This is a genomic window from Chryseobacterium luteum (assembly GCF_000737785.1).
Lineage (GTDB): Bacteria > Bacteroidota > Bacteroidia > Flavobacteriales > Weeksellaceae > Chryseobacterium > Chryseobacterium luteum.
This window is the reverse complement of record NZ_JPRO01000032.1, coordinates 1-26,098: the sequence shown is the minus strand read 5'-3', so window position 1 is coordinate 26,098 and position 26,098 is coordinate 1. Positions and strand designations below refer to the sequence as shown.

Genomic DNA, 26,098 nt, shown 5'->3' with positions numbered 1-26,098 from the left:
GAGTGGCAACAGTCCTCGCAGTCATGCTCTTCTTTTTCTCTAATAATATCATTCCGGATTTCCAGAAAAAGGCAAAGAATATGCTTTTCAATATTGCACAAACCAAGCCTGCCCTGAATTTTACGCCCGGACAGTTCATCGACCAGCTTCCCGGATATATGGTGAAATTTGATAAAATCTATGGGGAAAACGGTGAAAATATTGAAGGAGTTTTCGTTCACAGAAAAGCCAGCACCTATGAAAACCAGCAGTCTATTGTGGCAGAAAAGGGAAAATTTGTCCCGGCAGCCAATAAAAACTTCCTGAAACTGGAGCTTTATAACGGGTATATATTTGAAGACAATTTCGCAGGAAAAGGTGAAAATGTAAGACAGAAACAGCCGGATCAGGCGATTAAGTTTGACACTCTGGTTTCCCATTTCGATATCAGTGAAGTCATTAACAAGGCTATTGAAAAGGAACAGATCACGGATGACTACCGTTTTCAGACGTATGGCCAGCTTAATGAAACGGTTGCTAAAAACAAGAAAGATAATGCAGATTTCTTTTCAAATATCAGTTCTGATGTTTTGAGCCAGAGCAATTCGGTCATCAGCTATATGGATAAAACGAAATCCAAAACAGTGGCAAAACAGCAGATCAAACTGGACACCATAAAAGGAGAAAAAAAGCTGGAAATCCTTTCTAATGCTTACAACAGACTGGATAATCTGAAATCTACAGCTTCCGGGAAAAAGAGTGAGTTCAGCTCGAATATAAAATACTTCAGCAAAGTCGTTATTTACCAGCAGAGAATCATTTCCTATTCCGTAACGTGTATCATCTTTTTCCTGATCGGAGCCAGTTTGGGATCCATCATCAGAAAAGGAGGAATGGGACTTCCCGTGATCATTGCCATCATTATTTTCATTATTTTCTATGTGATGAATCTCGGTATCGAGAACATTGCATGGGGAGGAGGAATGAGCCCTTACCTGGCAGCGTGGCTTCCTAATCTTATCCTTCTGCCTTTCGGAATATGGATGACCTACAAAGCGCTTACCGACTCACAGCTGTTTGATGCTGAAAAGTACAAAGCCCTGTTTAAACCCATTACGAAGAGGTTCTCGAAAAGCAAAGAACATCAGAGATACCAATAATTTTTTATTGAAAGATTTAAGAATGTAATCATTTAAAGATCACAGGCCCGGAATTTCCGGGTCTTTTTGTTTGATGCTGTGGTATTTTATTTCATTTGTAATAAGGTATAAAAAGCTATATTTACAGAAATTGTTAAAATAAATAAGTATGAAAAAAATATTACTGTTTAGCCTGTTTACATTGGTATCTTTCAATGCCTATGCGCAGGAAGACAACACAGATTATGAATTGAGGGCCGATGAAAAATACGGCTATATCATTGATAAAAGCGGAAAAAAAGTGGAAGGGATCGTAAGGCTGAACGGAGACGCCATGAACCCGTGGAGCAATCAGAAAAAAGTAAAATTCGTTGCAGTACCGGATATCGACAAATCTAAAAAGAAACAGAAGTTCAAGACCCTTGATGCGGATGACATTAAAGAATATGTAGCCTTTGATGAGAACAATGATGAGAGGCATTTTGAAGCTGTAAAATATACCAATACCAAAGAAGGTTTCAACACAGCGACCGGAGGGTTAAGCGGAAACATTAAGGCGTTTAATAACCTTACCAAAAGCAATCAGTTTGCAGAAGTGGTGACAGACGGCAAGATCAAAGTGTATAAATTATATGGCTACCCTACTACATTCTCTGCCGGCGGACAGATCGCAGTAGCTGAAAAGGAAACAGAGAGAATGAGAAAAAACCCTTCTTTCATTTATACCAAAAAAGGAAGCAAGCTGAAAGAATTGGATCTTAAAGAATCAAAAATCATTACAGCAGATTGCAGTTATGTAAAAGGAAAAATTGCAAGCGGCTCTTATGCATCTCTGAAAAATGACGAGAAAAAAAGATCCGGTTTAGGAAGATTGATCAAAAGTCAGATTGATGATGTGATGTCTAATGTTCCTCAGATCGTAGATGAAGTAATTTTAGATTATAATGAAAACTGTAAATAGTTTTGTTTTCAAAGAAAAATTCAGCAACTGCTTTTGCAGTTGTTTTTTTTATGTTGAAACTTAAATTATCATTACTTTTATTTACCAAAACAAAGTAAAAATGATGACAAAAGAAATAATAATTCATATTGCTAAACGGTTAGGAATCGCAGTAATTCTCATCGGAATTATTTCCGCACTTTGGTATGTATCGTATGATCCTCATAAACATTGTATAGGTGATGAACATAGACATACCGATGGTGGTTTGGGGCTATTTGTTATGCTTTATATGTTTTCAATAGCAGCTCTTATTATTGTGAGCATAGAAACACTCATTTTTTACTTTACCAAACGTTATCAAAAAGGTCATGCTAACTTATTAATGATTCTTTTTGTTGCCGTATTGATTGGCTTGGTAATGCTTTGATGATTTAATATTAATTTTAATTTTAAACTCAATGAAAAGAATTCTTCAAATATTTGTTCTCATTTCTTCCTGCAGTTTTATGGCTGCTCAGGATCAGTTATTAAAAGATATTGATTTTGATTCAGTCAAAGATTCGATTTTCTTAGACAGAAAAGAATCTGTGATTGTTTGCAGGCTTTCTTCCGAAGGTTTTAAAGTTCAAAAAAGTCTGCCCATTAAATATTTAGATGAAACTTCTTCAGGCATCAAGGAAACTAAAAATGGATTTGAACTTAACAATAATTGGATGCGCTCAGGCTACTCTGCTCAATTTAGATTTGAGAAAAAAGATAAACGCATTCGCCTGATTGGGATGGATCGTTATGAATTTGGAAACGCAGCCAATGACGGAAGCGGAGAATCAAGCGTGAATTTGCTAACAGAAGACTATATTGGAGATTGGAATTATTTTGATCATTTAGCCAATAATGAAAATGGCGAGTTAATTAAAATTCCCACCATTAAAATTAAAATGCCATTCAGGAAAATTTATTTACAGGATTTTAATGATGAAATTCCTTATAATTTTACTTCTCAATGTGCAGATCTTTACGAAAAGTACAAAAGTTTAGAAATGAAAAAAAGAAAAAAGTCGTAAATTTTAACCTCTCTTTACTTCCATGATGACATATCATTATTTATTGATAATTTTAAATGTATCATTAAATTTCACAAAATGAAAAAACTTTTTCTCACTTTATTAATCCTTATAAGTATTTTCACTTTTGCTCAACAAACTGATAAAGAAGCTTACATCAAAAAAGAAAGTATTGGCGGAAAGCTTGATTTTACTAAAAGAATTGAAGAAAAATATAAAGATGCTCCGTTCATCCGTTTCGGTGATACACTTTACAATAAGAAAGATTTTGCCATTTTATTTTGGGCTGCTAATGTGAGAGCATTAGGAATTGAATCTTTTGACCAAGCCGTGAAATTGTGGGAAGAAACTTATAAACGTGGTTTAACGGAGCCTGAAACAAAAGCTTTGAAAACTGGTTTTGAAGCTAAATTTTAAATGTAAAACTTAGAACTGCACATTTTTTGTTTGAGAAATCATCAAATCTCTCAAAATCATTACAATGAAAAAAATACTTCTGATTTCCGGCTTATTACTGATTTTTTCGTGCAAAAAAGAAAATGAACAAAAAACTGGTGAAAATTCTAATCCTTCAGACAGTTTAAATTTAAAATCAAATGTTGATTCTTTAGATTTAAAAAATGATTTAAGCTCAGCTGATGGGATAAAAAAAGAATACAATCTCCTGAACTCAAAGTTACTCGCAAAGAAATTAGATTCTGTTGGTTTTAAATATGAGTGCGAAGAAAGATCAGGAAATGTCGTTTATTATTCTGAAAAGGGAATTTTAAAAGTCATTAAACATTTCACAGCTGACAGTCATTTTTCTTCCACTGAAAATTATTTCGTTAATGATGATCAGCCGTTTTTTGTATTTAAAGAAGATACTGTTTGGAGTTTTGACGGAGGCACACCCGAAAAACCTGAAACAAAGGATGATATCACTCAACAAAGAATGTATTTTTCAGACAATAAAATCATCCGGTGTTTAGAAAAAAAGTTTACTATAAAATCAAGCGCTGCAACCCAACCGAATCCTGAAAACATTTCCAATACGGAAAGTAAAAATTGTTCGGCAAATGAAGTTCAGGAAACTTTCGCATTACTTCTAAAAAATAAAGATAAAAAAGGCAGCATCAAATGTCTGTAAAAACAAAAAGTGGTTTTGAATTTCTCAAAGCCACTTTTTTTATAATTTAAAACTGAAAATTATACTTTCATAATTTCAGCTTCTTTCGTCTTAAGATGATCGTCACAAAGTTTCACATGCTTGTCTGTCAGTGCCTGAATTTCTTCTTCAACGCCTTTGATTGCATCTTCAGAAACTCCTTCAAGTTTCTTCAGTTCTTTGATCCCGTTTTGTCTTGCGGTTCTTACAACGATTTTAGTATCTTCGGTTTCTCCTTTAGCCTGTTTAGCCAGTTCTCTTCTTCTGTCCTCTGTCAAAGGCGGAACATTAAGGATAATATTTTCCCCGTTATTAGAAGGTGCAAAACCTAAGTTAGAATTAATAATAGCTTTTTCAATAGCGTTGATTGCCGTTCTATCCCAAGGTTGAATAGAAATTGTCATCGCATCAGGTACAGAAACGTTGGCAACCTGATTAAGAGGAGTTGGAGCACCATAATATTCTACCATCACATCCTGAACCATATTCGTAGACGCACGTCCCGCTCTGATTCTTTGAAATGCATGATCCAGGTGCTTTATAGCTGCTTCCATATCATGTTTTACAGATTCTACGATAAGATCTAATTCTTCCATTATATAATAAAAATTTGATAAGTTACACATTTTTTATAAGCAATAAGTAATGGGGTACTATTTTTACTTTTGCCTTTTATATTTTATCTTTTTTAAATATTCACTAAAGTTCCAATAGATTCTCCTTCCACAATCTTCACTAGATTACCATCTTTATTCATATCAAAAACAATGATTGGCAATTTATTTTCGTGGCTTAAAGTAAAGGCAGTCATATCCATTACCTTAAGGTTTTTAGCATATACCTCGTCGAATGAGAGTGAGTTGTATTTTACAGCACCTGCGTTCTTTTCAGGATCCATGTCATAGATTCCGTCTACTCTGGTTCCTTTTAAAATCACATCAGCACCAATTTCGATAGCTCTTAAAGTTGCCGCCGTATCTGTTGTAAAATAAGGATTTCCTGTTCCTGCACCGAAAATCACTACTCTGCCCTTTTCAAGGTGTCTTACAGCTCTTCTTTTGATGAAAGGCTCGGCTACTTTATCCATTTCGATGGCAGATTGTAGTCTTGTTTTGATTCCTGCATCTTCCAAAGCTCCCTGCAATGCCATTCCGTTGATTACAGTTGCAAGCATTCCCATGTAATCGCCCTGTACCCGGTCCATTCCTTTTGCAGCTCCTGCCACACCACGGAAAATATTTCCTCCTCCGATAACGATCGCAACTTCGCAGCCTTTTTCTACTACTTTTTTGATCTCTGCAGCGTATTCCTGCAGCCTTTCATTGTCTATACCGTATTGTCTGTTCCCCATTAAGGCCTCACCGCTCAGTTTCAGAAGGATTCTTTTATATTTCATCTTTAATTTTTAATAAGCTTTGCCGGAGTAATTTTCTCCGAAATTTAATTTTGCAAATATAATCATTAAAAATATTGAATAAAGAAAAATATTACGCAGAAATAATGTCAGAAATATTTTGATAAGTACGAAAAAGGATTATTTTTGCATTAATTATAAATTGAATTGAAGAAAATTGTCATTTTTTCATTATTTCTGTCAGGAATTGTTTCTTATGCACAAACAGGAACAAATGTTTATCCATTCTTAAACATCCCTGTATCTGCCAGACAGGCTGCTTTAGGCGGTGATGCAATTTCCATCAGAGACTATGATGTTTCCTTTGCTATTGCAAACCCGGCCCTTTTAAATAAAGATTCAGACAAACAGCTTTCTGTGAATGCCGCAGCTTACCTTGCCGACTCTAAATATGGTACCATCGCCTATGCCAGAGATTTCGACAATGGACATATGGCTACCGTGAATGCCAGGTACATGACCTACGGAAGTATTCCCAGAACCGATGAAAGCGGTTACGAAAACGGCGAATTCAAAGCTTCTGATGTAGCAATCGGTGCAGGCTATGCTTACCAGTTTGAAGAAGACTGGACCATTGGTGGCGGAATCAATTTCATCACTTCAAAAATTGACAACTATACTTCTTCTGCGATCTCCGGAACTGCAGGAGTTACCTACCATAATAAAAAGAACAAAGAAGTTCTTTCCCTTGTCATGAGGAACTTTGGTATTCAGCTGAAATCCTTCAACGGAACCAGAGAAAACCTTCCTTTCAGAGTAGATATGGGATATACAAGAATCCTTAAAGCCATTCCCATTGCTGTTACTATTACGGCCCACGACCTTCAGCAGTTTGATATTTCTTCGGAATATAACGTGAACGGTCAGGAAGTAGGTTTCGGAAGAAAGCTTGCAGACCACTTTTCTGTGGGAGCAGAACTTTTCCCGGAAAAAAGCTTCAATATCAGGCTCGGCTATAATGCGAAAAGAGGAAATGAGCTTGCCGTGGCAGATCAGAGAAACTTTTCAGGACTTTCAGGAGGATTTGGAATTAAATTGAGAAGATTCCGTATAGACTATGCTCATATACGTTATCACAACTCTTCCAATGTGAACCAGATAGGAGTCTCTATGGACCTTAGCAGCCACGCAGGAGAGTAATTACAAAATAAAGAATCTTTAGAATAATAAAGATTTTTTTTCTGCGTTGTCTTGATTTTTTAAAAAAATTCTTGAAATTTGCGGTATGAAAAAACCTGTAATAGCGATCGATGGGTACTCGTCTACCGGAAAAAGTTCAATCTCCAAAGTTATTGCCGATAAACTGGGTATTATACATCTGGATACCGGCGCGCTTTACCGGGGAATCACATGGTTTGCCATACAGAACTTTATGAATGAAGATGGTTACGTCAACCTTCAGGAGCTGTTCTCTTCCTTAGACCAGATCGAACTTGAATTCAGAAACAATGACAACGAACTGATTCTTTATCTTAATCATATTGATATTTCCAAGCAGATCCGTACCACTGAAGTTTCAGACAATGTAAGTATTGTTGCAAAACAGAAAGAAGTAAGGGACTTCCTTCTTCAATCGCAGCGTACATTGGCAGAAAAAGGAGGCATTATTATGGATGGACGTGACATAGGGACAGTAGTTCTGCCAAATGCGGACTATAAATTTTTTCTTACTGCCAGTATTGATGAAAGGACCAACAGAAGGTATTTTGAACTGGCAGGCATGGGAATCCAGGCAGACAGAGATCAGGTAAAACAAAACCTTATAAACCGGGACAAGATCGACAGTGAAAGGGAAATAGCCCCTTTAAAGCAGGCCGAAGACGCCATTGTTATTGACAATACTGAGCTTACAAAAGAAGAAACAATAGATCTTATTCTATCCTATATTCAAAACTTTTAACAATTTTTAATAGGCACAATACCTCCTTTGGTATACAAATTGTACATTTTAACACTGTAAAAACTAATTTTTATTAACTATTAAAAAAGCTTAAAATGTCGAAAAACGGAAAAAATACAGCAGGAATATTGGCAGGACTTCTTGCAGGTGCTGCAGCAGGTGTAATCTTAGGAATGCTTTATGCGCCTGAAGAAGGCAAAGAAACAAGAAAAAAAATCAAAGATAAAGCAGGTGACCTAAAAGACCAGGCTAAAAACAAGTATGGTGAGGTTTCTGAAAAAGTAAAAGATCAGTACAGTAATATCTCTTCTACTTTCAAGGAAACTGCCAACAGTGTAGCCCATACGGTAAAAGACGGATATGATAAATACAAAGATCAGATTGTTTCCAAAACTGCAGACGTTGTAAAGGATGTAGAAGCGGAACTGAATGATCTTAAAAAATAAATAGTTTATTTTTAAGTAAATTATAGGAAGGAACTTTTTGCGCGAAAGTTCCTTTTTTTGTAACTTTAAAAAAAAACAATGATAGAGACTATTAAAGAATATGCATCAAAGAGAATAGATCTTCTGAAAATTGAAGCCACTGAAAAATCCTCTCTTTCTGCAGGGCTCATTACCTACTTTGTAGTGCTGCTTGTTGCTTTTACTTTTTTTATTATCCTTTTTAATTTTGGAATCGCGTTTCTTATCGGCAAGGCGCTGGATAATACTTCTTACGGTTTCCTGATCGTTGCCGCATTTTATGTTGTGGTAATGGGTTTTATCGTTGCCTTCAAAAATAAGATCGTTAATATGGTAGCAGATCAGGTCATTAAATTTTTAAATCATTAAGCTATGGGCATAAACTACGAAAGCATTGAAGAATTAAGAAGAAAGAAAAAGCTGCTTAAAAGCGAGATCAATGATCTGGAAAACCTTCTTACCTTTAAAAATACAAAAGAAAGCCTTAGCGCATTCACAAATGGCCTTACGGATCAATATCTGCAGGAAAAAGTAGATGATGACGGCGATGAAAAAGTAGTGCTCCGTAAAGATGTCATTGCCAGGCAGCTGACCTCTGAGGTAAAAGATATGTTCATCAATAAACAAACGGCTGTAGGAATTGCCAGTACAGCATTAGGCGGTAATATAACAGACAGCCTGATAAAACTGGGAATTACTGCCCTGGTCGGCAATTACGCCAAAAAGAACATAAAAAGCCCGAACTGGAAGAAAAAACTTCTCGGTGCAGCCATGATCTACCTCGCTCCTATTGCCCTGAAATATGTAAGAAAGAAACTGGAAGTATACCAAAAGAATAAAAGCGTTTCCAGCCTGGAACAGCTAATATAGAAATAACAAGTCAGATATTAGAGGTTAGAAGTTTTGGTTATCTAAAACTGATCGTGATAGATTTCCATCAACTCATTTCTAATATCTGACTTCCAGTTTCTATTTAGAAAACAATTGCCCCAGGATAATTCCCGCTGCCATAGAAACATTCAGACTTTCTGTAGATTGGGATTTGCCAAATCTTGGAATAGTAATGCATTTCTGAAGGAGTTTCTCCGTTTCCGGCCTCATGCCGTTTCCTTCATTGCCGAGGATGAGATTAAGTTTCCGAGGTTTTTCAAAAGTATAAATGTTTTCCCCTTCCATATCCGTTCCTATATTGATATTCTCCGTTTTAGAAAGATATGCTGCAAGATCGGTGTAAATGATATTTACCCTGGTAAAAGAGCCCATCGTAGCCTGAATCACTTTAGGATTGTAAACATCTACAGTATCTTCACTGCAAATGATCTGCTCTATTCCGAACCAGTCTGCCAGGCGGATTATAGTTCCGAGGTTACCCGGATCCTGGATTCCATCCAGAACCAGCTGAACGTCCTTATCTTCCATTTTTTCTTCTTCAGGCAGATAACAGACTGCTACAGAATCTTTAGGTGTTTTAAGGAAACTGATTTTTTTCAGCTCATTTTCAGTGATCTGGATGATGGGCGCATCTGTCCGGTCCAGTTTTTGCGGATCGGTAGAAAATATTTCTTTAACTTTAAAGTTAGATTCAGGAAGTTCGCAAATGATTTTATTACCTTCAACCAAAAACAAATTGTATTTTTGTCGGAACTTCTTTTTATCTAAAGACTGTAAAATTTTTATTGTATGAGCTGTAAGCATTATAAGAATTCTCCTCAAAAATATTATAAAATTATCTCATTTGCAACATTTGTTGGTCTCCTTTATGCATGCAGTACGACCAAAAAAGTTCCGGACGGCGAATATCTGCTTACCAGGAACAATTTTAAGTTTGAAGATAAGAAAGAATCTTTCGATGAGGAACTGAAAAATTATGTCCAGCAGAAGCCTAATAAGAAGCAGCTTCTTTTCATGCCGCTGGGTCTGGGATTTTATAATATGGCCAATCCTAAATATGATACTTTACTCAACGAATACATGACCTATCCGAGTGAAATGAGAAATCAGAAACTGAGGGATTCTCTTTTCATTAAATACAATATGAAAAGCAGTGTAGGAAAAACTCTTTTTATGGACCGTCTGCTTCACAGCTGGGGAACTCCGCCTGTGATCCTTGATCAGACGAGAAGTGAAAAAAGTGCCGGTTCTATCAAAAAAAGGCTTGTTTACAGAGGTTTTTGGGATGCTGATGTCAATTTCAAACATACTTTGGATTCTGCATCCAAAAAAGCAGCCGTTGATTATTTCATCAGACATAACGATCCTACTTATATTAAAGATTATTATTACAATATTACCGATCCTACCGTTAAAGGTCTTTACTGGCAGAAGCTCGACAAAAGTCTTATAAGATCAGGACAGAGACTTGACCAGACCGTTCTTGAGAAAGAGGTGACAAGGATTACTGATATGATGCGTGAAAACGGATATTACAGATTTAACAGCTCCAATGAAGAGATTTATTTTGTAGCAGACTCTCTTAAAAACAAAAAACAGATTCCCCTTACCCTGGAAATCCATAAAGATTCTGCCGATCATCCTTATAAGGTGGCAACTATAGGAAATATTGATGTTGCTATCGTTAACGAAGCAAGTGATTTTCCTGCAAAAACAGTTAAGGACAGCTTAAGAAGAATAAGGTTCCATAAAATGGATGAGAGGTACAAAACATCTTCTTTATGGAGAGCCGTGATTGTAGACAGTAAGAAGGTTTATGACCAGAAAGACCTTGATCTTACGAAAAGAAATTTCATCGCGATGAATAACTTCAGTATCCTGAAGGCAAGAGATTCTTTGAGAAGAGGTGGCGGTACTTCACCTAATGACAGCATCGTTGATGTTCTTTATCTATTGAAACCACTTCCGAAATATGAACTTAAACTGGGAACAGACATCAATTATTCCCAGATCCTGAATCTTGGGATATCCCCTTCCGTAGACCTTACCACAAGGAATATTTTCCGCGGGGCAGAAAACCTGTCTACCAGTATTTCAGGAACATTCGGGTCTATCAGGAGCACAAAAGACATTAGTAAAAGAGAGCTTGCCTATGAAATTTCAGCACAGGCTGCTCTTAATTTCCCAAGGCTTCTGCTTCCGTTCAATTATTATAAACTTCTTCCTAAAAGATATACGCCGACCTCTTCTATCCTTTTGGGAGCTTCGGTACAGAATAATATCGGCCTGGGAAGGGTGAATTTTAATACAGGATTGAATTACCAGGCTAATGTAAATGACCAGGTATCGCACAGGCTGACGCTTTTCAATACGCAGGTCAGTCTTACAAAAAACAAAGATGCCTATTATGATTATTTCAGTAATGATGAAGTTATAAAAAACGATATATTGGCAAGTTATTTTACCTACGATCCGATTACAGGGCAAAAATACCTTTCCGGTGAACTCAGCCTTGACAATGTTTCGAGGCAGATTGTTGAAGACACGAGCTACCAGGGAATTCTTGACCAGAAGGGACAGGATCTCCTTACCGCATTTAAAGGAACCCTTGTGAATAAAGACAGACAGACTCAGGACGTCATTATTTCTTCAATGATCTATAATTTCGTTTACAATGAAATCGGTAAAAAAGATTATCCCAATGCATTTTATTTTAACGGGAAGGTAGAACTTGCAGGTAATATTTTAAGCATTTTCAATCAAAAAAGGGACGAAGGCGGAATTGTAACAAGCCCGCAGAGAACCATTTTTGGAATTCCCTATGCACAGTTTGTGAAATTTGATATTGACACCAGAAAATATTTTAAATTCAACGGCAATCAGACCTTGGTTTTACGCCAGTTCATCGGGGTTGGTATTCCTTTCGGAAACTCCACGAGCATGCCTGTTATCAAATCTTACTTTAACGGTGGGTCCAATGATATCAGAGCATGGGTAGCTTTTGGAGGACTGGGACCTGCAGATTCTCAACTGGATGAAAGAGTCCGCACCTATATGACTGATAATGTAAAGCTTACCACAAACATTGAGTACAGGATTCCTTTTAATGAAATGTATGAAGGTGCCGTATTTACCGACATAGGAAATACATGGAGCATTAGAAAACCGGGCGAAGATAACAGTTATGGAGATGAGTTTAAATTCAATAAATTCTTAGGGCAGATGGGAATAGGAAGTGGATTTGGTTTAAGGGTAAATATAGCCTATATCACATTCAGGTTAGACCTTGCCTACAAAATCTATGACCCGAATAAACCTGAGGGCGACCGATGGAGATTTAAAAACATCCAGCCTTTAAAACCGGCCTTTAATATTGCATTCGGTTATCCTTTCTAATCCGGAGAAATTCCCAATATGAAATAGACTACAGCAATCACTCTGGCAAGTATTTCCCTGAACTGGTTTCTGTAGTAGCTTTCAGGTTTGGTAACATCCTGTGCATCGAATCCCAGGGCATTCATATTGTTGTTTCTTGCAAAAAACAGGGCGCGCAGATTATGAAATCCCTGCGATACAATGATCACGTCTTTCTTTTTATAGATGTCTTTACAGCGCAGAATACTTTTATAGGTGTTGAATCCTTTAGGATCTTCAATGATAATATCACCCGGAACTCCTTCCTGGTTCACCAGGTAGTTTTTCATGGCGGCAGGCTCGTTGTATCCTTTACTTTTTTCTCCACTCACAATAATCTTTTTGATTTTGCCATGATGATAAAGAAGTGCCGCTGCATCCATTCTTTTCGTAAAGTAAGGATTGGACAGCCCTGATCTCATCTTTGGAGAAGTTCCCAGCACAAGAGCAACCTCCCGTGGCGGAATTTTAGAGATCTTGGTATAGGTACGCCCGTTGGTAAGCCCAAAAACCCAGGCATTGCAGAGACATATCAGCAGAATCCCTATTTCTACCGATATAAAACCCAAGTTAAATATGTTCCTGATAATTCTCAACTAAGGTCAAAATTAAGTTTTATTTTCTTACTTTTTATAATGGACATACATGCTAATATTTTACCCTGTGCTTCTTCTTTTTCGGTCAGGTATTCATTTTCAAGCAATTCTACCTCTCCTTCTTCAAGATAGCATTCGCAGCTTCCGCATATCCCGGATTTGCATGAATAAGGCACCGGAAATTTCTGGCTTAAAAGCTGTTGCAGGATTTTCTCTCTGTTGTCAGGAAGATGGGTTTCATACTCTTTTCCAAGCATTTTAAATTCTACTTCTACATTCTCAATCAGTGGAAACTCCTTTTCTACAGGATAAATATCGTCATTATATTCTTCAAAAAGCTCAAAATGGATATTCTTTTTCGGAATCCCGTGGTGATAGCAGGCATTTGCCAGCGATTTGATCATTTCTCCCTTGCCGCAAATCAACACTTCATCTACCGCATCCCAGATCGTAGATTCCTCGTCTGTATCATCCAGATGCAGAATTTGATTGATGATCAGGTTAAGTTTCTTTTCATCCAGTCTTCCGTAGAAAAACTGGTCAGCTGTTTTCTCCTGTGAAAAAAAGTAAAAAATCTGAAGCCTTTCGCTGCTGATTCTGGCCAGGTTATCAAGCTGTTCCCTGTAAATAAGCTCTTCTGAACTTTTATTTCCAAAAAACAGAAAAAGTCTGGTGCGCGGCTCCGTGTGAAGGATATTTTTGAAATGGCTTAGGATCGGGGTAATTCCTATTCCGGCAGCAAAGGCAACGATCGTCCTGAACTCGCTCGGCTTGGAAACCAGTGTAAACCTTCCGGAAGGCTCTCCCACCATCAGTTCATCTCCGGCATTATAGTTTCTGAACAGCTCCGAAGTGGCTCCGTTAAAAGAATTCACCTTTATTCCAAGGCTGATTTTTTTCTCATAGGGAGCTGAAGTCATTGAATAATCATGGATGACTTCTTTACCGTGGGCTATAAATTTTATGCTTACAAATTGTCCCGCTTGAAACTTGAAATTCTCCCGCAAACTCCCGGGAATCTCGAATTCCAGAGAAAAAGTATTTTTGGTCAGTTGTTCCTTTTTCGCTATTTTTAACGGATGAAACTGTATCAGTTTCCCTTTATAGATTTGTTGTTCCATACTTCAATTCAAAAATAGTCAAAAAATAATTTATGAAGAAGATAATTTTATCCACGTTTGTCTTACTTGCGGTTTCTGCCTGCAAAAAAGAAAATCAAAAAAATGAAAACGGGAATGGTTCTTCGGATTCTATTTCTACAGTGGAAACAAAACAGCCTGAAGCCGCTAAAATTAATCTAAAGCAGACTTCGCCACAAGAATTATCCAAAGATTTAGCAAAAAGCAACGATACCTTATATGTTACCAATTTCTTTGCAACATGGTGTGGACCTTGTATGCAGGAAATCCCCCATTTTAAGAAAAAAATTCAGGAATTGAACGGAAAAGCAATAAAATTCACATTCGTGAATATTTACAACAAACCTGCCTGGGAAACCGAAGTTCCTGTTTTTGCAAAAGAAAGTGGTTTGGCTGATAAAATTGTTTTATTGGACGATTCTAAGATTGACCAGAATTTTTTCAGCAATTTTAAAAGCTGGAAAGGAAACGGAATCCCTTTTACGTTCTTTAGAAAAGGTAATAAAACAGACGAAATTGAAGGATCAATGTCTGAACAAATGTTGAATGAAAAGATCAGCTCATTCTTAAAATAAATTTTACAGAATTATTTCTGAATAATGTCAAATAAATTTAAAATCCTGTGTTTTCTGTTGATAATCGCAATTATTTTTACCGCGATCATTAACCTGAATACAGGATTTTTAAGTTTAAATATTAGTGATTTCTTTACTGAATCATTGAACAGTCAGATTGCTGAAATCCGTGTTAACAGGGTTTTGGTAATGCTTCTGGCAGGAATTTCAATTCCTACATCCGGTTTTCTGATGCAGGAATATTTTCAAAACCCTTTGGCTGGCCCTGATATTTTGGGCATCACGTCGGTAGCAAGTCTGTCGGTAGCATTTTACATTTTCTTTTCCCACGATTTTCTGATTCCTGAATTTCTGCAGAACAGTTTCCTCAGTCTTTCGGCCATTGCGGGAAGCCTTGTATTGATGCTGGTTCTCCTTTCTATGTCAAATAAATTTCAGGACAAATCCTATCTTATTATTTTTGGATTTCTTGTTTCCGCATTTGCCGGTGCTTTAGTTTCACTGTTACAGTTCTATGCAGAAAACCAAAGCCTGAAAAATTATATTTTATGGTCATTCGGGGCCAACAATATGGTGACAAGAAACCAGATCTATGTATTGTCTGTCCTGGTTTTTATAGGACTGTTTTTCTGCTTCAGAAGCATAAAACCACTGATCGGTAATTCATTGGGGACTTCTTATGCTCAGAGTTTAGGAGTCAATCTCAATCAGCTGAAAATCCTGATTATTGCTGCCTCTTCCCTGCTTTCAGCTTCCATAACTGCATTTCTGGGACCTATTTTATTTATCGGGATCATTGTTCCGCATTTCTCCAGACTGATCTATAATCCTTCCAAATTATGGCAGCAGTGGATCCTGAATATGTTTCTCGGGATGCTGATGATGCTGGCATTTTCTATTACAGCAGAAAAAACTCAGATTCCCCTGAATGTGATAAGCTCTGTTTTTGGAATACCGGTGATTTTATTGATGCTTTTGAAGCAGAATAAGGCTTAAAAGTGAAGGAGTGAATTTTTTAACCTGTAAATAAGATCTGCCTTATCTGCTAAATCTGCGAGCGTATAATCTTTTCTCGCGCAGATTTAGCAGATAACGCAGATTAAAAAAGTGTTGTTGTTCTCAGGTAACCAGAATTGTCAACCACTTAAACAGAATAAAAATTTGACGGAGGTAGAATTCTCTGAGTCTTAAAAACAGTATTTTTGTAAAAAATTGTGTCTTTGCGATAACAACAAATCCATGCAGCTAGAAATCCGACAGGCCGATATAGGCTACGACAAGACCTTAATTTCAAATGCCAGTGCATATCTGAAGCTGGGTGATGTATGCCTTCTGATTGGAAATAACGGTGTCGGGAAAACTACGCTTATTAAATCCATTCTGCATCAGGCCTCCCTTTTAAACGGAAAAATTTTAATTAACCAGAAAAATATAAAAACCCTTTCCGTTAAAGAAATTGCAGAAAATATCGCTGTTGTTTTGTCAAAGTCAAATGTTCCGCAACATTATACTGTTGAAGATCTTATTTCATTGGGAAAATATATTTATTACCCATTTTATTTCGAACTTAGAAAAGAAGACAGAGAAGAGGTTTCCCATATCATAGATGAACTGGATCTTGTACAATACAGACATACGCTTCTTAAAAACCTTTCGGACGGGAATTTGCAGAAAGCATTTATAGGACGGGCTATCGCTCAGAATTCCCCTGTTATCATTCTGGATGAACCGACGACCCATCTGGATGAAAAAAACAAGCTTATTATTTTAAAAACTCTTCGCAGGCTGGCTAAGGAACAGCATAAAATCATACTATTCTCTTCCCACGACTGGAGACTGGCCAAAGAATTTGCAGACAAAATCTGGTATGTAAAAGATAAACAGTTATTTTCAGGGATTGTGGAAGATGTACTGCTTCAGCATGATGAACTTACCAATGCTTCATTATTCCAGGTGAATGAAAATTTTGTTCCGCCTTCTATTGATGCTCCGCAGGTTCACAAAGAAATGCTTTATTCTTTACTGCAGAAAAATTCCGAAAAAGACCTTTCTGCTCTACATTTTAGCTATAAGAATGGTTTTTGGGAAATCTTTACCGACACTTCCAAACAACAATATGAATCTTTTGAAGAAATAGTTAATTTCGTTAAAAACATTCATTAATACTACATTTATTTTAAATATTTCACATACTATGCATGCATAGTATTATGCTAATCATACAATTTAACCTGTTTACTATCAACTTATTAACAAAATTTAACGTTAATAAATGCTATGCATGCATAATATTTACTAAATTTGGGTAACACCATTAGTGGATAAATGATGGATAATAATAGAGAAAAAATAGAAAACGTAGATTTAGTTTTGAAACAGACCTGGTTGGCTGTTTCAAAAATGTACACAGAACTTGCCCAGGAGCACGATTCTACAGCTGTACAGGCTCTCACTCTTCTTAAGATTGATCCCAAAGAAGGTACCCGAAGTACCAACTTAGGCCCCAAGATGGCCATTGAACCTACTTCTTTGACCAGAATTATCAAGCTTCTGGAAGATAACGGATATATCTATAAGGAAAAAACCACTACCGATAAAAGGGAAGTGATTATTAAGCTTACGGATAAAGGTCTGAATTCAAGGAATATGTCAAAAGAAGTGGTCGTCAATTTTAATAAAAAAGTGATGGAAAAAATCACTCCTGAGAAAATTGAAACCTTCAAGGAAGTGATGTCCGAGATCATGAAAATTGCAAACGAATTATTAAATAACAGAAAATAAATTATAATGAAAAGAAGAATCAAACATGTAACGGTTCTTGGTTCAGGAATTATGGGCAGCGGTATTGCGGCACATTTCGCCAACATTGGTGTGGAAGTGTCTCTTTTGGATATCGTTCCTTTTGAACTGACGGAAGCTGAACAGAAAAAAGGTTTGACCAAAGATGACAAGGTAGTAAGAAACAGAATTGCTTCTGAAAACTTTGAAAAACTGAAAAAAGCGAGTCCTGCCCTTCTCTATTCCCCGAAATTTGCGGATAGAATAAAAGCAGGTAACTTCGATGATGATCTTCAGAAGATTAAAAATACGGACTGGATCATTGAAGTAGTCGTTGAAAAGCTTGATATTAAGAAATCTGTTTATGAAAAAATTGAACAGTTCAGAAAACCGGGAACATTAATTTCTTCTAATACATCGGGAATTCCTATTCATTTTCTTATTGAAGGAAGAAGCGATGATTTCAAAAAATATTTTGCAGGAACCCACTTCTTCAACCCGGTAAGATATCTGCCTCTTTTAGAGATCATTCCTACCCAGGAAACCCTTCCGGAAGTAGTTGATTTTTACATGAGCTTTGGAGCCAAATTCTTAGGAAAGACAACGGTTTTAGCTAAAGATACTCCGGCCTTCATCGCCAACAGAATCGGGGTGTTCTCGATGATGGATCTTCTTCACAATGTACAGAAATTAGGATTAACGGTTTCTGAGGTTGATAAATTAACAGGGCCTGTCATAGGACGTCCTAAATCTGCAACTTTCAGAACAGCTGACGTTGTAGGTTTAGACACTTTGGTCATGGTTGCCAACGGCGTTCGTCAGAGCGGTGCTGAAGCTAATAATTTCAATGATGTTTTCGCCCTTCCCGACTATATCCAGAAAATGATGGATAATAAATGGCTGGGTTCCAAAACTGAACAGGGATTCTACAAAAAGGTAAAAAATGCGGAAGGAAAATCTGAAATTCACGGTCTGAACCTTGATACATTAGAATATGAACTTCAGGGAAAATCTTCTTTCCCTACTTTAGAATTAACTAAAAACATTGACAAACCAATTGACAGATTCAAAGTTTTAATTGGTGGAAAAGATAAGGCCGGCGAATTATACAGAAAATCTTTAGGAGCACTGTTCGCCTACGTTTCTCATAAAGTTCCTGAAATCTCCGATGAAATCTATAAGATTGATGATGCCATGAGAGCAGGTTTCGGTTGGGAAAACGGTCCGTTTGAAATCTGGGATTCCGTTGGGGTTCAAAAAGGTATCGAACTGGCCAAAGACGCAGGTTATGAAGTTTCAGACTGGGTTAAAAATATAGAGACCTTCTATAAAGTTAACGAGGAAGGACAAAGTATCTTCGTGGATAAAAACTCGGGAGAATACAGCAAAATTCCGGGCCAGGATGCCTTCATCATTTTAGATAATATCAGAAAAAACAAAACACTCTGGAGCAATTCAGGGGCAGCAATCGAAGATCTTGGTGACGGGATCATCAACTTTGAGATCCGTTCAAAAATGAATTCTCTCGGAGGTGAAGTTCTTGACGGACTAAACAGAGCCATTGATTTAGCAGAAAAAGAATACGACGGATTAGTTATCGGAAACCAGGGAACAAATTTCTCTGTAGGAGCCAACCTTGCCATGATCCTGATGATGGCTATCGAACAGGATTGGGATGATTTGAATATGGCGATTGCTTATTTCCAAAAATCTATGATGAGAGTACGCTACTCCTCTATTCCTGTAGTGGTTGCCCCTCACGGAATGACTCTTGGCGGTGGCTGCGAAATGACCATGCACGCAGACAGAGTGGTTGCAGCAGCGGAAACATACATCGGATTGGTAGAAACCGGAGTCGGTGTAATTCCTGGCGGTGGTGGAACAAAAGAATTGACCTTGAGAACTTCAAGAGAATTCCACAGCGATGATGTTAAAAACAACAGACTCCGCGAAGCTTTCATGAATATCGCAATGGGTAAAGTAGCAACTTCTGCCTATGAAGCTTACGATATGGGAATTCTTGAAAAAGGAAAAGACATCGTTGCAGTTGATAAAAGAACGCAGATCATGACTGCAAAAATGCTTGCAAAAAGTTTGGCAGAACACGGTTATACCCAACCTATCGAGCAGAAAGTGAAGGTTCTTGGCAAGGATGCATTAGGGATGTTCTATGTAGGAACAGATCAGATGCTGACAGGTAATTTCATTTCTGCGCACGACAAAAAGATTGCAGACAAATTAGCCAACGTTATGGTTGGAGGAAACCTTTCCGAACCAACGGTCGTTACCGAACAATATTTATTGAATCTTGAAAGAGAAACTTTCCTTCAGCTTTGCGGCGAGAGAAAGACCTTAGAGAGAATTCAGTATATGTTACAGAACGGGAAACCATTAAGAAACTAGATTATTCTGTAAAATGTAAAAAGTATTAACGTAAAAAGTATTTTTAGCATGCATGACTTCAGACAACTTGAGGTTTGGAAAAAATCAATTCAACTTTGTAAAACCTATTATTTCTTTTCAAAAGAATTTCCAAAAGATGAATTATTTGGTCTTATTTCTCAATCAAGAAGATGTTTATACTCCATCCCCTCTAACATAGCTGAAGGTGCTGGAAGAGATACAAAGCCTCAATTCTCACATTTTTTAAATATTGCGTTGGGTTCATCTTTTGAATTTGAAACTCAAATTATAATTGCAAAAGAATGTGAATTTTTTCCGGAAGACAAATTTCAAAAAACACTCACTGAAATACAGCATATACAAAATATGATTATTAAACTGAAACAAGTTTATTCAAGTTAACACTTCAAATACATTGTACATTATACATTAATACATTATACAATTTATGAAACAAGCATATATAGTAAAAGGGTTCAGAACTGCCGTTGGAAAAGCACCAAAAGGAAGTTTAAGATTTACAAGACCCGACGTGATGGCCGCTACAGTTATCGAAAAATTGATGGCTGAGCTCCCACAATTAGATAAAAACAGAATTGACGACCTTATCGTAGGAAACGCAATGCCGGAAGCAGAACAGGGCTTGAACGTTGCCCGTTTAATTTCATTAATGGGACTGAATACAGACAAAGTTCCCGGAGTTACTGTCAACAGATACTGTGCATCAGGAAGTGAGGCGATTGCTATTGCTTCTGCAAAAATCCAGGCAGGAATGGCAGACTGTATTATCGCAGGAGGTACAGAATCTATGTCTTATATTCCGATGGGTGGTTACAAACCGGTTCCTGAAACAGAAATTGCTAAAACAAACCCTGATTACTACTGGGGAATGGGCTACACTGCTGAAGAAGTTGCAAAACAGTACAACATTACAAGAGAAGAACAGGATCAGTTTGCATTTGAATCCCATATGAAAGCTTTGAAAGCTAATGCAGAAGGGAAATTTGCCAGCCAGATCGTTTCAATTCCTGTAGAATATAATTTCTTAGACGAAAATCAAAAAATGCAGTCTAAAAAGTTTGATTTCTCTGTGGATGAAGGTCCAAGAAAAGACACTTCTTTGGAGGGATTGGCAAAACTGAGACCCGTATTTGCAAACGGAGGAAGCGTAACGGCCGGAAATTCATCCCAGATGAGTGATGGAGCGGCTTTCGTGATGGTAATGAGCGAAGAAATGGTAAAAGAATTAGGTCTTGAGCCTGAAGCAAGATTAGTAGCTTATGCAGCAGCAGGTCTTGAGCCTAGAATTATGGGAATGGGTCCCATTTACGCAATTCCAAAGGCTTTGAAACAGGCAGGTCTTGAATTAAAAGATATTGAATTAATAGAATTAAACGAAGCATTTGCATCACAATCCGTAGCAATCAAAAAGGAATTAAATCTAAATCCTGACATCTTGAATGTAAACGGCGGAGCCATCGCTCTTGGCCACCCGCTTGGATGTACCGGAACCAAATTAACCGTCCAGCTTCTTGACGAAATGAGAAAACGCGGCAACAAATACGGAATGGTCTCTATGTGTGTGGGAACAGGACAGGGAGCAGCTTCAATATTTGAACTGCTATAATAAATAGACTAAAAGAGTAAAGAATAAAGAGAAAAGACCAGGAATGAAGCATAATTTCAAAAACCTAAATATTTGGAAACTATCTATTGAACTGACTGATGAAATTTATACAGTTACTGGCATGTTTCCTAAAAATGAGGAATTTGGATTGAAATCTCAAATTCGCAGGTGTTCTGTTTCTGTTGCTTCCAATATTGCAGAGGGTTCAAGCAGAAGTTCTGATAAAGATTTTAACCGATTTCTGGAAATAAGTCTTGGTTCTCTTTATGAATTACAAACTCAAATCATAATTTCTGCTAATAGAAATTATTTTGAAGTGTCTAAACTTGAAGATCTAGAAAATAAAATCACAGAATTACAGAGAATGATTTCAGGCTTTCAAAAAAACTTAAAGTTGTAAGTCTTTATTCTTTTCTCTTTATTCTACAATCTATTAAAAAAAACAAAAAAACATATGGCAACATTAAAGGGTGGAGAATTCCTGATCAAGGAAATTCCTGCAAATGAAATTTTCAGTCTTGAAGAACTTTCAGAAGAGCAAAAAATGCTTCGTGATTCTGCAAAAGAATTTATCGACAGAGAAGTAATTCCTCAAAAAGAAAGATTTGAGAAAAAAGATTATGCTCTAACTGAAGAAAAAATGCGTCAGTTGGGCGAAATGGGACTTTTAGGGGTTGCTGTTCCTGAGGAATACGGAGGCCTCGGAATGGGCTTCGTCAATACCATGCTAGCCTGTGATTACTGCTCGGGAGCGAATGGTTCATTGGCTACAGCTTATGGAGCCCACACGGGAATCGGGACACTTCCTATCCTGCTGTACGGGACAGAAGAACAAAAGAAAAAATACCTTCCGGACCTGGCCACGGGAACAAAATTCGGAGCATACTGTTTGACTGAGCCGGATGCCGGTTCTGATGCCAACTCCGGAAAAACAAGAGCCAAACTTTCCGAAGACGGAAAACATTATATCATCAACGGGCAAAAAATGTGGATCTCCAATGCAGGTTTTGCAGAAATTTTCATTGTATTTGCTAAAATTGATGATGATAAAAACATTACAGGTTTTATCGTAGAAAAAGAAGGAACCGAAGGTCTTACTTTCGGGGAAGAGGAACATAAACTGGGAATCCGGTCGTCTTCTACAAGACAGGTTTTCTTTAATGATATGAAAGTTCCTGTTGAGAATCTGTTGGGTGAAAGAAACAACGGTTTTAAAATCGCCCTGAATGCTTTAAATGTCGGAAGAATTAAACTGGCAGCTGCCAACCTGGACGGACAGAGAAGAATCTTAAACCATTCTCTTCAGTATTCCAATGAAAGAAAGCAGTTTGGCGTTTCTATCTCAACTTTTGGAGCGATCAGAAAGAAACTGGCTGAAATGGCAACCGGGATTTTCGTTGCTGAAGCCGGTTCTTACAGAGCCGCAAAAGATGTTGAAGATAAGATCAATGAATTGGTTGCCGGTGGAATGAATCACCAGCAGGCTGAATTAAAAGGAGTTGAAGAATTTGCTGTGGAAGCTTCTATTCTGAAAGTTTTCGTTTCAGATTTAACGCAGCATACGGCTGATGAAGGAATTCAGGTATACGGCGGAATGGGATTCTCTGAAGATATGCCGATGGAAGCAGCCTGGAGAGATTCCAGAATTGCAAGAATCTATGAAGGAACCAATGAAATCAACCGTCTTCTGGCTGTTGGAATGTTGATTAAAAAAGCAATGAAAGGAGAATTGGACCTGCTTTCTCCGGCAATGGCGATCAGCAAAGAACTAATGGGAATTCCATCATTTGACGTTCCTGATTACTCAGCGTTTATGGCTGAAGAGAAAGCTATTATCGCTAACCTTAAAAAAGTATTCCTGATGGTTTCCGGAGCTGCGCTTCAGAAATATATGATGGATATTGAAAAGCAGCAGCATTTATTATTAAATGCTTCCGAGATCCTTAACCAGCTTTATATGGCAGAATCTGCTATTTTAAGAGCCGAGAAACACTTCTCTCCTGATTCTGTAGAAGCGGCAATGGCTCAGCTTAACCTTTACAAAGCTGTTGAAAAGATCATCACAGCTGCCAAAGAAGGAATCATTTCTTTCGCTGAAGGCGATGAGCAGAGAATGATGCTTTCCGGTCTCAGAAGATTCACGAAGTATACCAATCATCCGAATGTAGTGGCTTTAACTGAAAAGATTGCGGCACATTATATCGCTAAAGGAGCTTATTAGTCTTTTTATAAATAAATTTGATTTTAAAGTGTCTCATTTTTGAGACGCTTTTTTTATGTCATGCTTTACACTTCTCTGATCATTTCAAACTGTACAACCTTTTTGGAAAGTCCGACCTTTTTCAAGAAGCAAACAGTGGAAACGGAGCGATCATCTACATTATAAACATACACTTCACGACCTTTGACCGCATCATTGATGTATGAAAATAAGCTGCTTCCAATTCCCATATTCCGGTAATCAGGAACTACCGCAAACTGATGAACCTTTCCTGAGACTGCATTGAATACTACATATCCCACCTGTACATTATGCTTATAAGCTATAGCAAAGCTGCAAAGCTCTTTGATGTTTTCTAACGTAGGAACCGCATTTTGCCAGGTAGGCTGTATTTCCCACGAAGGAACAAATTCATTCCACTTCAATTCGGAGGTTTGCTTTATAACAACGTCTTTATTATGTTTCAAAATATCAAGCTTCCCTGAAAAGCAATCCAGTTTTCGCGAAACAGCATATCCCACTTTCTCATATGCCTTAACAGCAGGTTGGTTTTCCTGTATCACTTCAAGAACCATTTTCCTGACATGAAGAACTTTTAATTGAGGGATCAGTTCTTCATACATTTTACCGACTAAGCCCTGACCTCTGTAATCCGGTATGACTCCAGTCCCGGCATTATATACTGTTGATCCCGAATCATCAACCCTTAGACCATGAAGCATAAACCCCACAATCTTATCAGAATCGAAAACACCTAAAGATAAATCAAGTTTGATATCTTCTGACGCAATTTTAGACTCCAATTGCTCCAAAGTCAATTGAAAAGGCACTATATAATCGGAAAATGACAGATTGAAAACAGCAACCAGTTCTTCTGTTGTGATATCTTCTAAGTTCTTAATTTCCATATTCAGCAACATTTATTTTTTTTGTTAAAACTTAATAAAAAAAATCATTAAAACCTGCCCAGACAGGCTCTATAAAAGTACTTTATTTCTATAGATATTTAAAAAATTATTATTTTCCACGGCAGAAGTTTTTATAAATACCAAACATTCATAGAGTTGCCCTGATTGGGAAAGCTGCGCGAAGTCTTCGACTTCGCGCAGCTTTTTTTGTTGTCTTTTATTTTTTTGTTATTTTTAATTAATAAAAATGACCAGCAATCATTTTTTTAAACCATATGATAAAAAAATTATTCGTTTTTATTGCAGTATGTATATGCTTGTCTTTTTCCCAATACGCTCTCAGAGACAGTATAAGACCAAAATGTAATGGTATATTAGGAGATATTACATTAAACAATGTTGAATATGCCTTCAGTAACAGAATAAATGAGCCTAAAGAACCTGAGCTTATTTTTGGCTGTGGTACCGCAGCTATGGAGTATCCGGATGAAATGTCATGTACTAATGCACAGTCTATTCTCAAAAATATCCTTTCATTATAGAAGAAATAAAAAGCTTAGAAAACGGCATCGCAGCATCAGGTGGTTCAAATATCTTATGGATTCATAACGAACCTGGCGGCCAGTCACGGGACGCAATTGAGATAAGAAAGAATGAAATTAAATATAAAAACTGGACATTAAAAAAGAAAAAAAACCGGTATCTGTTTCCATTATGGTCAATACACAAAACAATGATAAAGAGAACGTTATAATCCATTTTTCATGAACGGATACGAAGAAGGAAATAACAAAAAAATATAAAGTGTTCAAAAATCCTGAATGGAATTTCACTAAATTATAGCTCCCGAACAAAATAATCCATCTACAAAACCAATTACATAGGAACCAGCCGGATAAAAGCAGTATGAAACCCGTAAAAAACACTGCATCAGGTGGTTCTGTAGAAGATAAAACCGTTATTTAATATTCCTTAAAATAATATCAATAAAAATGTCTTATTCTTTAAGGCATTTTTTATTTTTGTATTCTATTTTCTATTAGAAATGACAAAAGAAGAAATGCTCAACAGAGCCATAAAAATAGCTGATAAAGCACATAAAGGACAAACCGACAAATACCACGCGCCGTACATTGCCCATGTAATGCGGGTAATGGAATATGGTAAAACAATAGACGAAAAGATCGTTGGTGTACTGCACGATGTAGTGGAAGATCACCCGTCAGAGTTCAGCCTGGACTATTTAAGAACCGAAGGTTTCCCCGAATACATTATTTTTGCGATAAGCTGTCTCACCAAATTCGATCCCGAGGAAGATTACGATGAATTCGTTAAAAGAACAGAAAGATCACCTCTTGCCGTTGCTGTAAAACTTAACGATCTCCGGGACAATATGGATCTCAGAAGAGTAAACAGGGAGCTTACCCCCAAAGACATCAGAAGATTTAATAAGTACCTGAAAGCATACCATTATCTGATAGAGAAATATTAATCCG

At 37.1% G+C, this 26,098-nt stretch carries 29 protein-coding genes; 23 read left to right on the top strand and 6 right to left on the bottom strand.

All coding sequences use genetic code 11. The annotated features are described in order from the left end of the window. The 6 genes from IX38_RS20805 to IX38_RS20780 all read left to right on the top strand — a co-directional run. A partial coding sequence (locus IX38_RS20805) for an LptF/LptG family permease (RefSeq protein WP_034707913.1) occupies positions 1 to 1,139 on the top strand: 1,139 nt, incomplete at its 5' end. 148 nt (positions 1,140 to 1,287) lie between these two features. Next, positions 1,288 to 2,079, top strand: coding sequence for a hypothetical protein (locus IX38_RS20800; protein WP_034707912.1), 792 nt, complete (start codon positions 1,288 to 1,290; stop codon positions 2,077 to 2,079). A gap of 100 nt (positions 2,080 to 2,179) precedes the next feature. Next, positions 2,180 to 2,488 carry a hypothetical protein gene (locus IX38_RS22195; RefSeq protein WP_051884976.1) on the top strand — a complete coding sequence of 103 codons (309 nt, stop codon included), beginning with the start codon at positions 2,180 to 2,182 and terminating at the stop codon, positions 2,486 to 2,488. A 31-nt stretch (positions 2,489 to 2,519) separates the two neighbouring features. Then, the gene (locus IX38_RS20790; protein ID WP_034707911.1) at positions 2,520 to 3,125 is read left to right on the top strand and encodes a hypothetical protein; all 606 of its coding nucleotides are present in this window, start codon (positions 2,520 to 2,522) and stop codon (positions 3,123 to 3,125) included. Between the two features lie 78 nt (positions 3,126 to 3,203). Then, entirely contained in the window at positions 3,204 to 3,542 is a 339-nt protein-coding gene (locus tag IX38_RS20785; protein WP_034707910.1) for a hypothetical protein, read from the top strand. Positions 3,543 to 3,606: 64 nt separating this feature from the next. After that, on the top strand, positions 3,607 to 4,254 hold the full coding sequence (locus IX38_RS20780) for a hypothetical protein (RefSeq protein ID WP_034707909.1): 648 nt from the start codon (positions 3,607 to 3,609) through the stop codon (positions 4,252 to 4,254). A gap of 59 nt (positions 4,255 to 4,313) precedes the next feature. Here IX38_RS20780 and frr read toward each other — a convergent pair whose 3' ends face one another. Both frr and pyrH read right to left on the bottom strand, forming a co-directional pair. Beyond that, complete coding sequence (frr, locus tag IX38_RS20775; protein WP_034707908.1) at positions 4,314 to 4,868, bottom strand: ribosome recycling factor; 555 nt, start codon at positions 4,866 to 4,868, stop codon at positions 4,314 to 4,316. Positions 4,869 to 4,960: 92 nt separating this feature from the next. Then, a complete protein-coding gene (gene pyrH / locus IX38_RS20770) occupies positions 4,961 to 5,668 on the bottom strand; it encodes a UMP kinase (RefSeq protein WP_034707907.1) in 708 nt (235 codons plus the stop codon). 165 nt (positions 5,669 to 5,833) lie between these two features. Here pyrH and porQ point away from each other — a divergent pair, with 165 nt between their 5' ends. The 5 genes from porQ (at position 5,834) to IX38_RS20745 (ending at position 8,920) form a co-directional block, all read left to right on the top strand. Further along, a complete protein-coding gene (gene porQ / locus IX38_RS20765; RefSeq protein WP_034707906.1) occupies positions 5,834 to 6,826 on the top strand; it encodes a type IX secretion system protein PorQ in 993 nt (330 codons plus the stop codon). A gap of 85 nt (positions 6,827 to 6,911) precedes the next feature. Further along, positions 6,912 to 7,586 (top strand): (d)CMP kinase, encoded by a 675-nt coding sequence (gene cmk / locus IX38_RS20760; RefSeq protein ID WP_034707905.1) that lies wholly within the window; start codon positions 6,912 to 6,914, stop codon positions 7,584 to 7,586. Positions 7,587 to 7,681: 95 nt separating this feature from the next. Next, a complete protein-coding gene (locus IX38_RS20755; protein WP_034707904.1) occupies positions 7,682 to 8,032 on the top strand; it encodes a YtxH domain-containing protein in 351 nt (116 codons plus the stop codon). A gap of 78 nt (positions 8,033 to 8,110) precedes the next feature. Then, positions 8,111 to 8,419 (top strand): phage holin family protein, encoded by a 309-nt coding sequence (locus IX38_RS20750; RefSeq protein WP_034707903.1) that lies wholly within the window; start codon positions 8,111 to 8,113, stop codon positions 8,417 to 8,419. 3 nt (positions 8,420 to 8,422) lie between these two features. Beyond that, entirely contained in the window at positions 8,423 to 8,920 is a 498-nt protein-coding gene (locus IX38_RS20745; protein ID WP_034707902.1) for a hypothetical protein, read from the top strand. Between the two features lie 99 nt (positions 8,921 to 9,019). Here the strand turns inward: IX38_RS20745 and IX38_RS20740 are convergent, their stop codons facing one another. Next, positions 9,020 to 9,745: a TrmH family RNA methyltransferase gene (locus IX38_RS20740; protein WP_034707901.1), complete on the bottom strand. Its 726-nt coding sequence runs from the start codon at positions 9,743 to 9,745 to the stop codon at positions 9,020 to 9,022. On the opposite strand from IX38_RS20740, the gene tamL reads away from it, so the two are divergent. Continuing rightward, positions 9,731 to 12,337 (top strand): translocation and assembly module lipoprotein TamL, encoded by a 2,607-nt coding sequence (gene tamL, locus IX38_RS20735; RefSeq protein WP_034707900.1) that lies wholly within the window; start codon positions 9,731 to 9,733, stop codon positions 12,335 to 12,337. The two genes, IX38_RS20740 and tamL, sit on opposite strands and share 15 nt — an antisense overlap. Here the strand turns inward: tamL and IX38_RS20730 are convergent. Both IX38_RS20730 and IX38_RS20725 read right to left on the bottom strand, forming a co-directional pair. Beyond that, positions 12,334 to 12,924, bottom strand: coding sequence for a SanA/YdcF family protein (locus tag IX38_RS20730; protein ID WP_394331197.1), 591 nt, complete (start codon positions 12,922 to 12,924; stop codon positions 12,334 to 12,336). The two genes, tamL and IX38_RS20730, sit on opposite strands and share 4 nt — an antisense overlap. A 23-nt stretch (positions 12,925 to 12,947) precedes the next feature. Then, entirely contained in the window at positions 12,948 to 14,072 is a 1,125-nt protein-coding gene (locus IX38_RS20725) for a ferredoxin--NADP reductase (protein ID WP_034707899.1), read from the bottom strand. A 32-nt stretch (positions 14,073 to 14,104) separates the two neighbouring features. On the opposite strand from IX38_RS20725, the gene IX38_RS20720 reads away from it, so the two are divergent. The 9 genes from IX38_RS20720 (at position 14,105) to IX38_RS20680 (ending at position 23,694) form a co-directional block, all read left to right on the top strand. Beyond that, entirely contained in the window at positions 14,105 to 14,665 is a 561-nt protein-coding gene (locus tag IX38_RS20720; protein ID WP_034707898.1) for a TlpA family protein disulfide reductase, read from the top strand. 24 nt (positions 14,666 to 14,689) lie between these two features. Beyond that, entirely contained in the window at positions 14,690 to 15,661 is a 972-nt protein-coding gene (locus tag IX38_RS20715; RefSeq protein ID WP_034707897.1) for a FecCD family ABC transporter permease, read from the top strand. A 243-nt stretch (positions 15,662 to 15,904) separates the two neighbouring features. Next, positions 15,905 to 16,828 (top strand): ABC transporter ATP-binding protein, encoded by a 924-nt coding sequence (locus IX38_RS20710; protein ID WP_034707896.1) that lies wholly within the window; start codon positions 15,905 to 15,907, stop codon positions 16,826 to 16,828. A gap of 165 nt (positions 16,829 to 16,993) precedes the next feature. Further along, positions 16,994 to 17,446, top strand: a complete 453-nt coding sequence (locus IX38_RS20705) for a MarR family winged helix-turn-helix transcriptional regulator (RefSeq protein ID WP_034707916.1) — start codon at positions 16,994 to 16,996, stop codon at positions 17,444 to 17,446. Positions 17,447 to 17,452: 6 nt separating this feature from the next. Beyond that, complete coding sequence (locus IX38_RS20700) at positions 17,453 to 19,846, top strand: 3-hydroxyacyl-CoA dehydrogenase/enoyl-CoA hydratase family protein (protein ID WP_034707895.1); 2,394 nt, start codon at positions 17,453 to 17,455, stop codon at positions 19,844 to 19,846. Between the two features lie 48 nt (positions 19,847 to 19,894). Next, positions 19,895 to 20,248 (top strand): four helix bundle protein, encoded by a 354-nt coding sequence (locus IX38_RS20695; protein ID WP_034707894.1) that lies wholly within the window; start codon positions 19,895 to 19,897, stop codon positions 20,246 to 20,248. Between the two features lie 46 nt (positions 20,249 to 20,294). After that, on the top strand, positions 20,295 to 21,473 hold the full coding sequence (locus IX38_RS20690; RefSeq protein ID WP_034707892.1) for a thiolase family protein: 1,179 nt from the start codon (positions 20,295 to 20,297) through the stop codon (positions 21,471 to 21,473). 43 nt (positions 21,474 to 21,516) lie between these two features. Beyond that, on the top strand, positions 21,517 to 21,873 hold the full coding sequence (locus IX38_RS20685; protein WP_034707889.1) for a four helix bundle protein: 357 nt from the start codon (positions 21,517 to 21,519) through the stop codon (positions 21,871 to 21,873). A gap of 54 nt (positions 21,874 to 21,927) precedes the next feature. Beyond that, the gene (locus IX38_RS20680; protein WP_034707887.1) at positions 21,928 to 23,694 is read left to right on the top strand and encodes an acyl-CoA dehydrogenase family protein; all 1,767 of its coding nucleotides are present in this window, start codon (positions 21,928 to 21,930) and stop codon (positions 23,692 to 23,694) included. Between the two features lie 65 nt (positions 23,695 to 23,759). On the opposite strand, the gene IX38_RS20675 is transcribed toward IX38_RS20680, so the two are convergent. Beyond that, entirely contained in the window at positions 23,760 to 24,602 is an 843-nt protein-coding gene (locus IX38_RS20675) for a GNAT family N-acetyltransferase (protein WP_034707915.1), read from the bottom strand. Positions 24,603 to 24,877: 275 nt separating this feature from the next. On the opposite strand from IX38_RS20675, the gene IX38_RS20670 reads away from it, so the two are divergent. Together IX38_RS20670 and IX38_RS20665 are read left to right on the top strand one after the other, a co-directional pair. Beyond that, on the top strand, positions 24,878 to 25,144 hold the full coding sequence (locus tag IX38_RS20670) for a hypothetical protein (protein WP_034707884.1): 267 nt from the start codon (positions 24,878 to 24,880) through the stop codon (positions 25,142 to 25,144). Positions 25,145 to 25,647: 503 nt separating this feature from the next. Beyond that, entirely contained in the window at positions 25,648 to 26,094 is a 447-nt protein-coding gene (locus IX38_RS20665; RefSeq protein WP_084680368.1) for a phosphohydrolase, read from the top strand. Positions 26,095 to 26,098: the final 4 nt, after the last annotated feature.

Excerpts from the sequence above, each read along its gene's own strand:
- IX38_RS20695 (WP_034707894.1), top strand. The coding sequence starts at position 19,895 with ATGCATGACTTCAGACAACTTGAGGTTTGGAAAAAATCAATTCAACTT.
- IX38_RS20675 (WP_034707915.1), bottom strand. The coding sequence starts at position 24,602 with ATGGAAATTAAGAACTTAGAAGATATCACAACAGAAGAACTGGTTGCT.
- IX38_RS20700 (WP_034707895.1), top strand. The coding sequence starts at position 17,453 with ATGAAAAGAAGAATCAAACATGTAACGGTTCTTGGTTCAGGAATTATG.
- frr (WP_034707908.1), bottom strand. The coding sequence starts at position 4,868 with ATGGAAGAATTAGATCTTATCGTAGAATCTGTAAAACATGATATGGAA.
- tamL (WP_034707900.1), top strand. The coding sequence starts at position 9,731 with ATGAGCTGTAAGCATTATAAGAATTCTCCTCAAAAATATTATAAAATT.
- IX38_RS20780 (WP_034707909.1), top strand. The coding sequence starts at position 3,607 with ATGAAAAAAATACTTCTGATTTCCGGCTTATTACTGATTTTTTCGTGC.
- IX38_RS20705 (WP_034707916.1), top strand. The coding sequence starts at position 16,994 with ATGGATAATAATAGAGAAAAAATAGAAAACGTAGATTTAGTTTTGAAA.
- cmk (WP_034707905.1), top strand. The coding sequence starts at position 6,912 with ATGAAAAAACCTGTAATAGCGATCGATGGGTACTCGTCTACCGGAAAA.
- pyrH (WP_034707907.1), bottom strand. The coding sequence starts at position 5,668 with ATGAAATATAAAAGAATCCTTCTGAAACTGAGCGGTGAGGCCTTAATG.
- IX38_RS22195 (WP_051884976.1), top strand. The coding sequence starts at position 2,180 with ATGATGACAAAAGAAATAATAATTCATATTGCTAAACGGTTAGGAATC.
- IX38_RS20715 (WP_034707897.1), top strand. The coding sequence starts at position 14,690 with ATGTCAAATAAATTTAAAATCCTGTGTTTTCTGTTGATAATCGCAATT.
- IX38_RS20720 (WP_034707898.1), top strand. The coding sequence starts at position 14,105 with ATGAAGAAGATAATTTTATCCACGTTTGTCTTACTTGCGGTTTCTGCC.
- IX38_RS20755 (WP_034707904.1), top strand. The coding sequence starts at position 7,682 with ATGTCGAAAAACGGAAAAAATACAGCAGGAATATTGGCAGGACTTCTT.
- IX38_RS20785 (WP_034707910.1), top strand. The coding sequence starts at position 3,204 with ATGAAAAAACTTTTTCTCACTTTATTAATCCTTATAAGTATTTTCACT.
- IX38_RS20710 (WP_034707896.1), top strand. The coding sequence starts at position 15,905 with ATGCAGCTAGAAATCCGACAGGCCGATATAGGCTACGACAAGACCTTA.
- IX38_RS20740 (WP_034707901.1), bottom strand. The coding sequence starts at position 9,745 with ATGCTTACAGCTCATACAATAAAAATTTTACAGTCTTTAGATAAAAAG.
- IX38_RS20685 (WP_034707889.1), top strand. The coding sequence starts at position 21,517 with ATGAAGCATAATTTCAAAAACCTAAATATTTGGAAACTATCTATTGAA.
- IX38_RS20670 (WP_034707884.1), top strand. The coding sequence starts at position 24,878 with ATGATAAAAAAATTATTCGTTTTTATTGCAGTATGTATATGCTTGTCT.
- IX38_RS20745 (WP_034707902.1), top strand. The coding sequence starts at position 8,423 with ATGGGCATAAACTACGAAAGCATTGAAGAATTAAGAAGAAAGAAAAAG.
- IX38_RS20800 (WP_034707912.1), top strand. The coding sequence starts at position 1,288 with ATGAAAAAAATATTACTGTTTAGCCTGTTTACATTGGTATCTTTCAAT.
- IX38_RS20725 (WP_034707899.1), bottom strand. The coding sequence starts at position 14,072 with ATGGAACAACAAATCTATAAAGGGAAACTGATACAGTTTCATCCGTTA.
- IX38_RS20750 (WP_034707903.1), top strand. The coding sequence starts at position 8,111 with ATGATAGAGACTATTAAAGAATATGCATCAAAGAGAATAGATCTTCTG.
- IX38_RS20665 (WP_084680368.1), top strand. The coding sequence starts at position 25,648 with ATGACAAAAGAAGAAATGCTCAACAGAGCCATAAAAATAGCTGATAAA.
- IX38_RS20680 (WP_034707887.1), top strand. The coding sequence starts at position 21,928 with ATGGCAACATTAAAGGGTGGAGAATTCCTGATCAAGGAAATTCCTGCA.
- IX38_RS20690 (WP_034707892.1), top strand. The coding sequence starts at position 20,295 with ATGAAACAAGCATATATAGTAAAAGGGTTCAGAACTGCCGTTGGAAAA.
- IX38_RS20790 (WP_034707911.1), top strand. The coding sequence starts at position 2,520 with ATGAAAAGAATTCTTCAAATATTTGTTCTCATTTCTTCCTGCAGTTTT.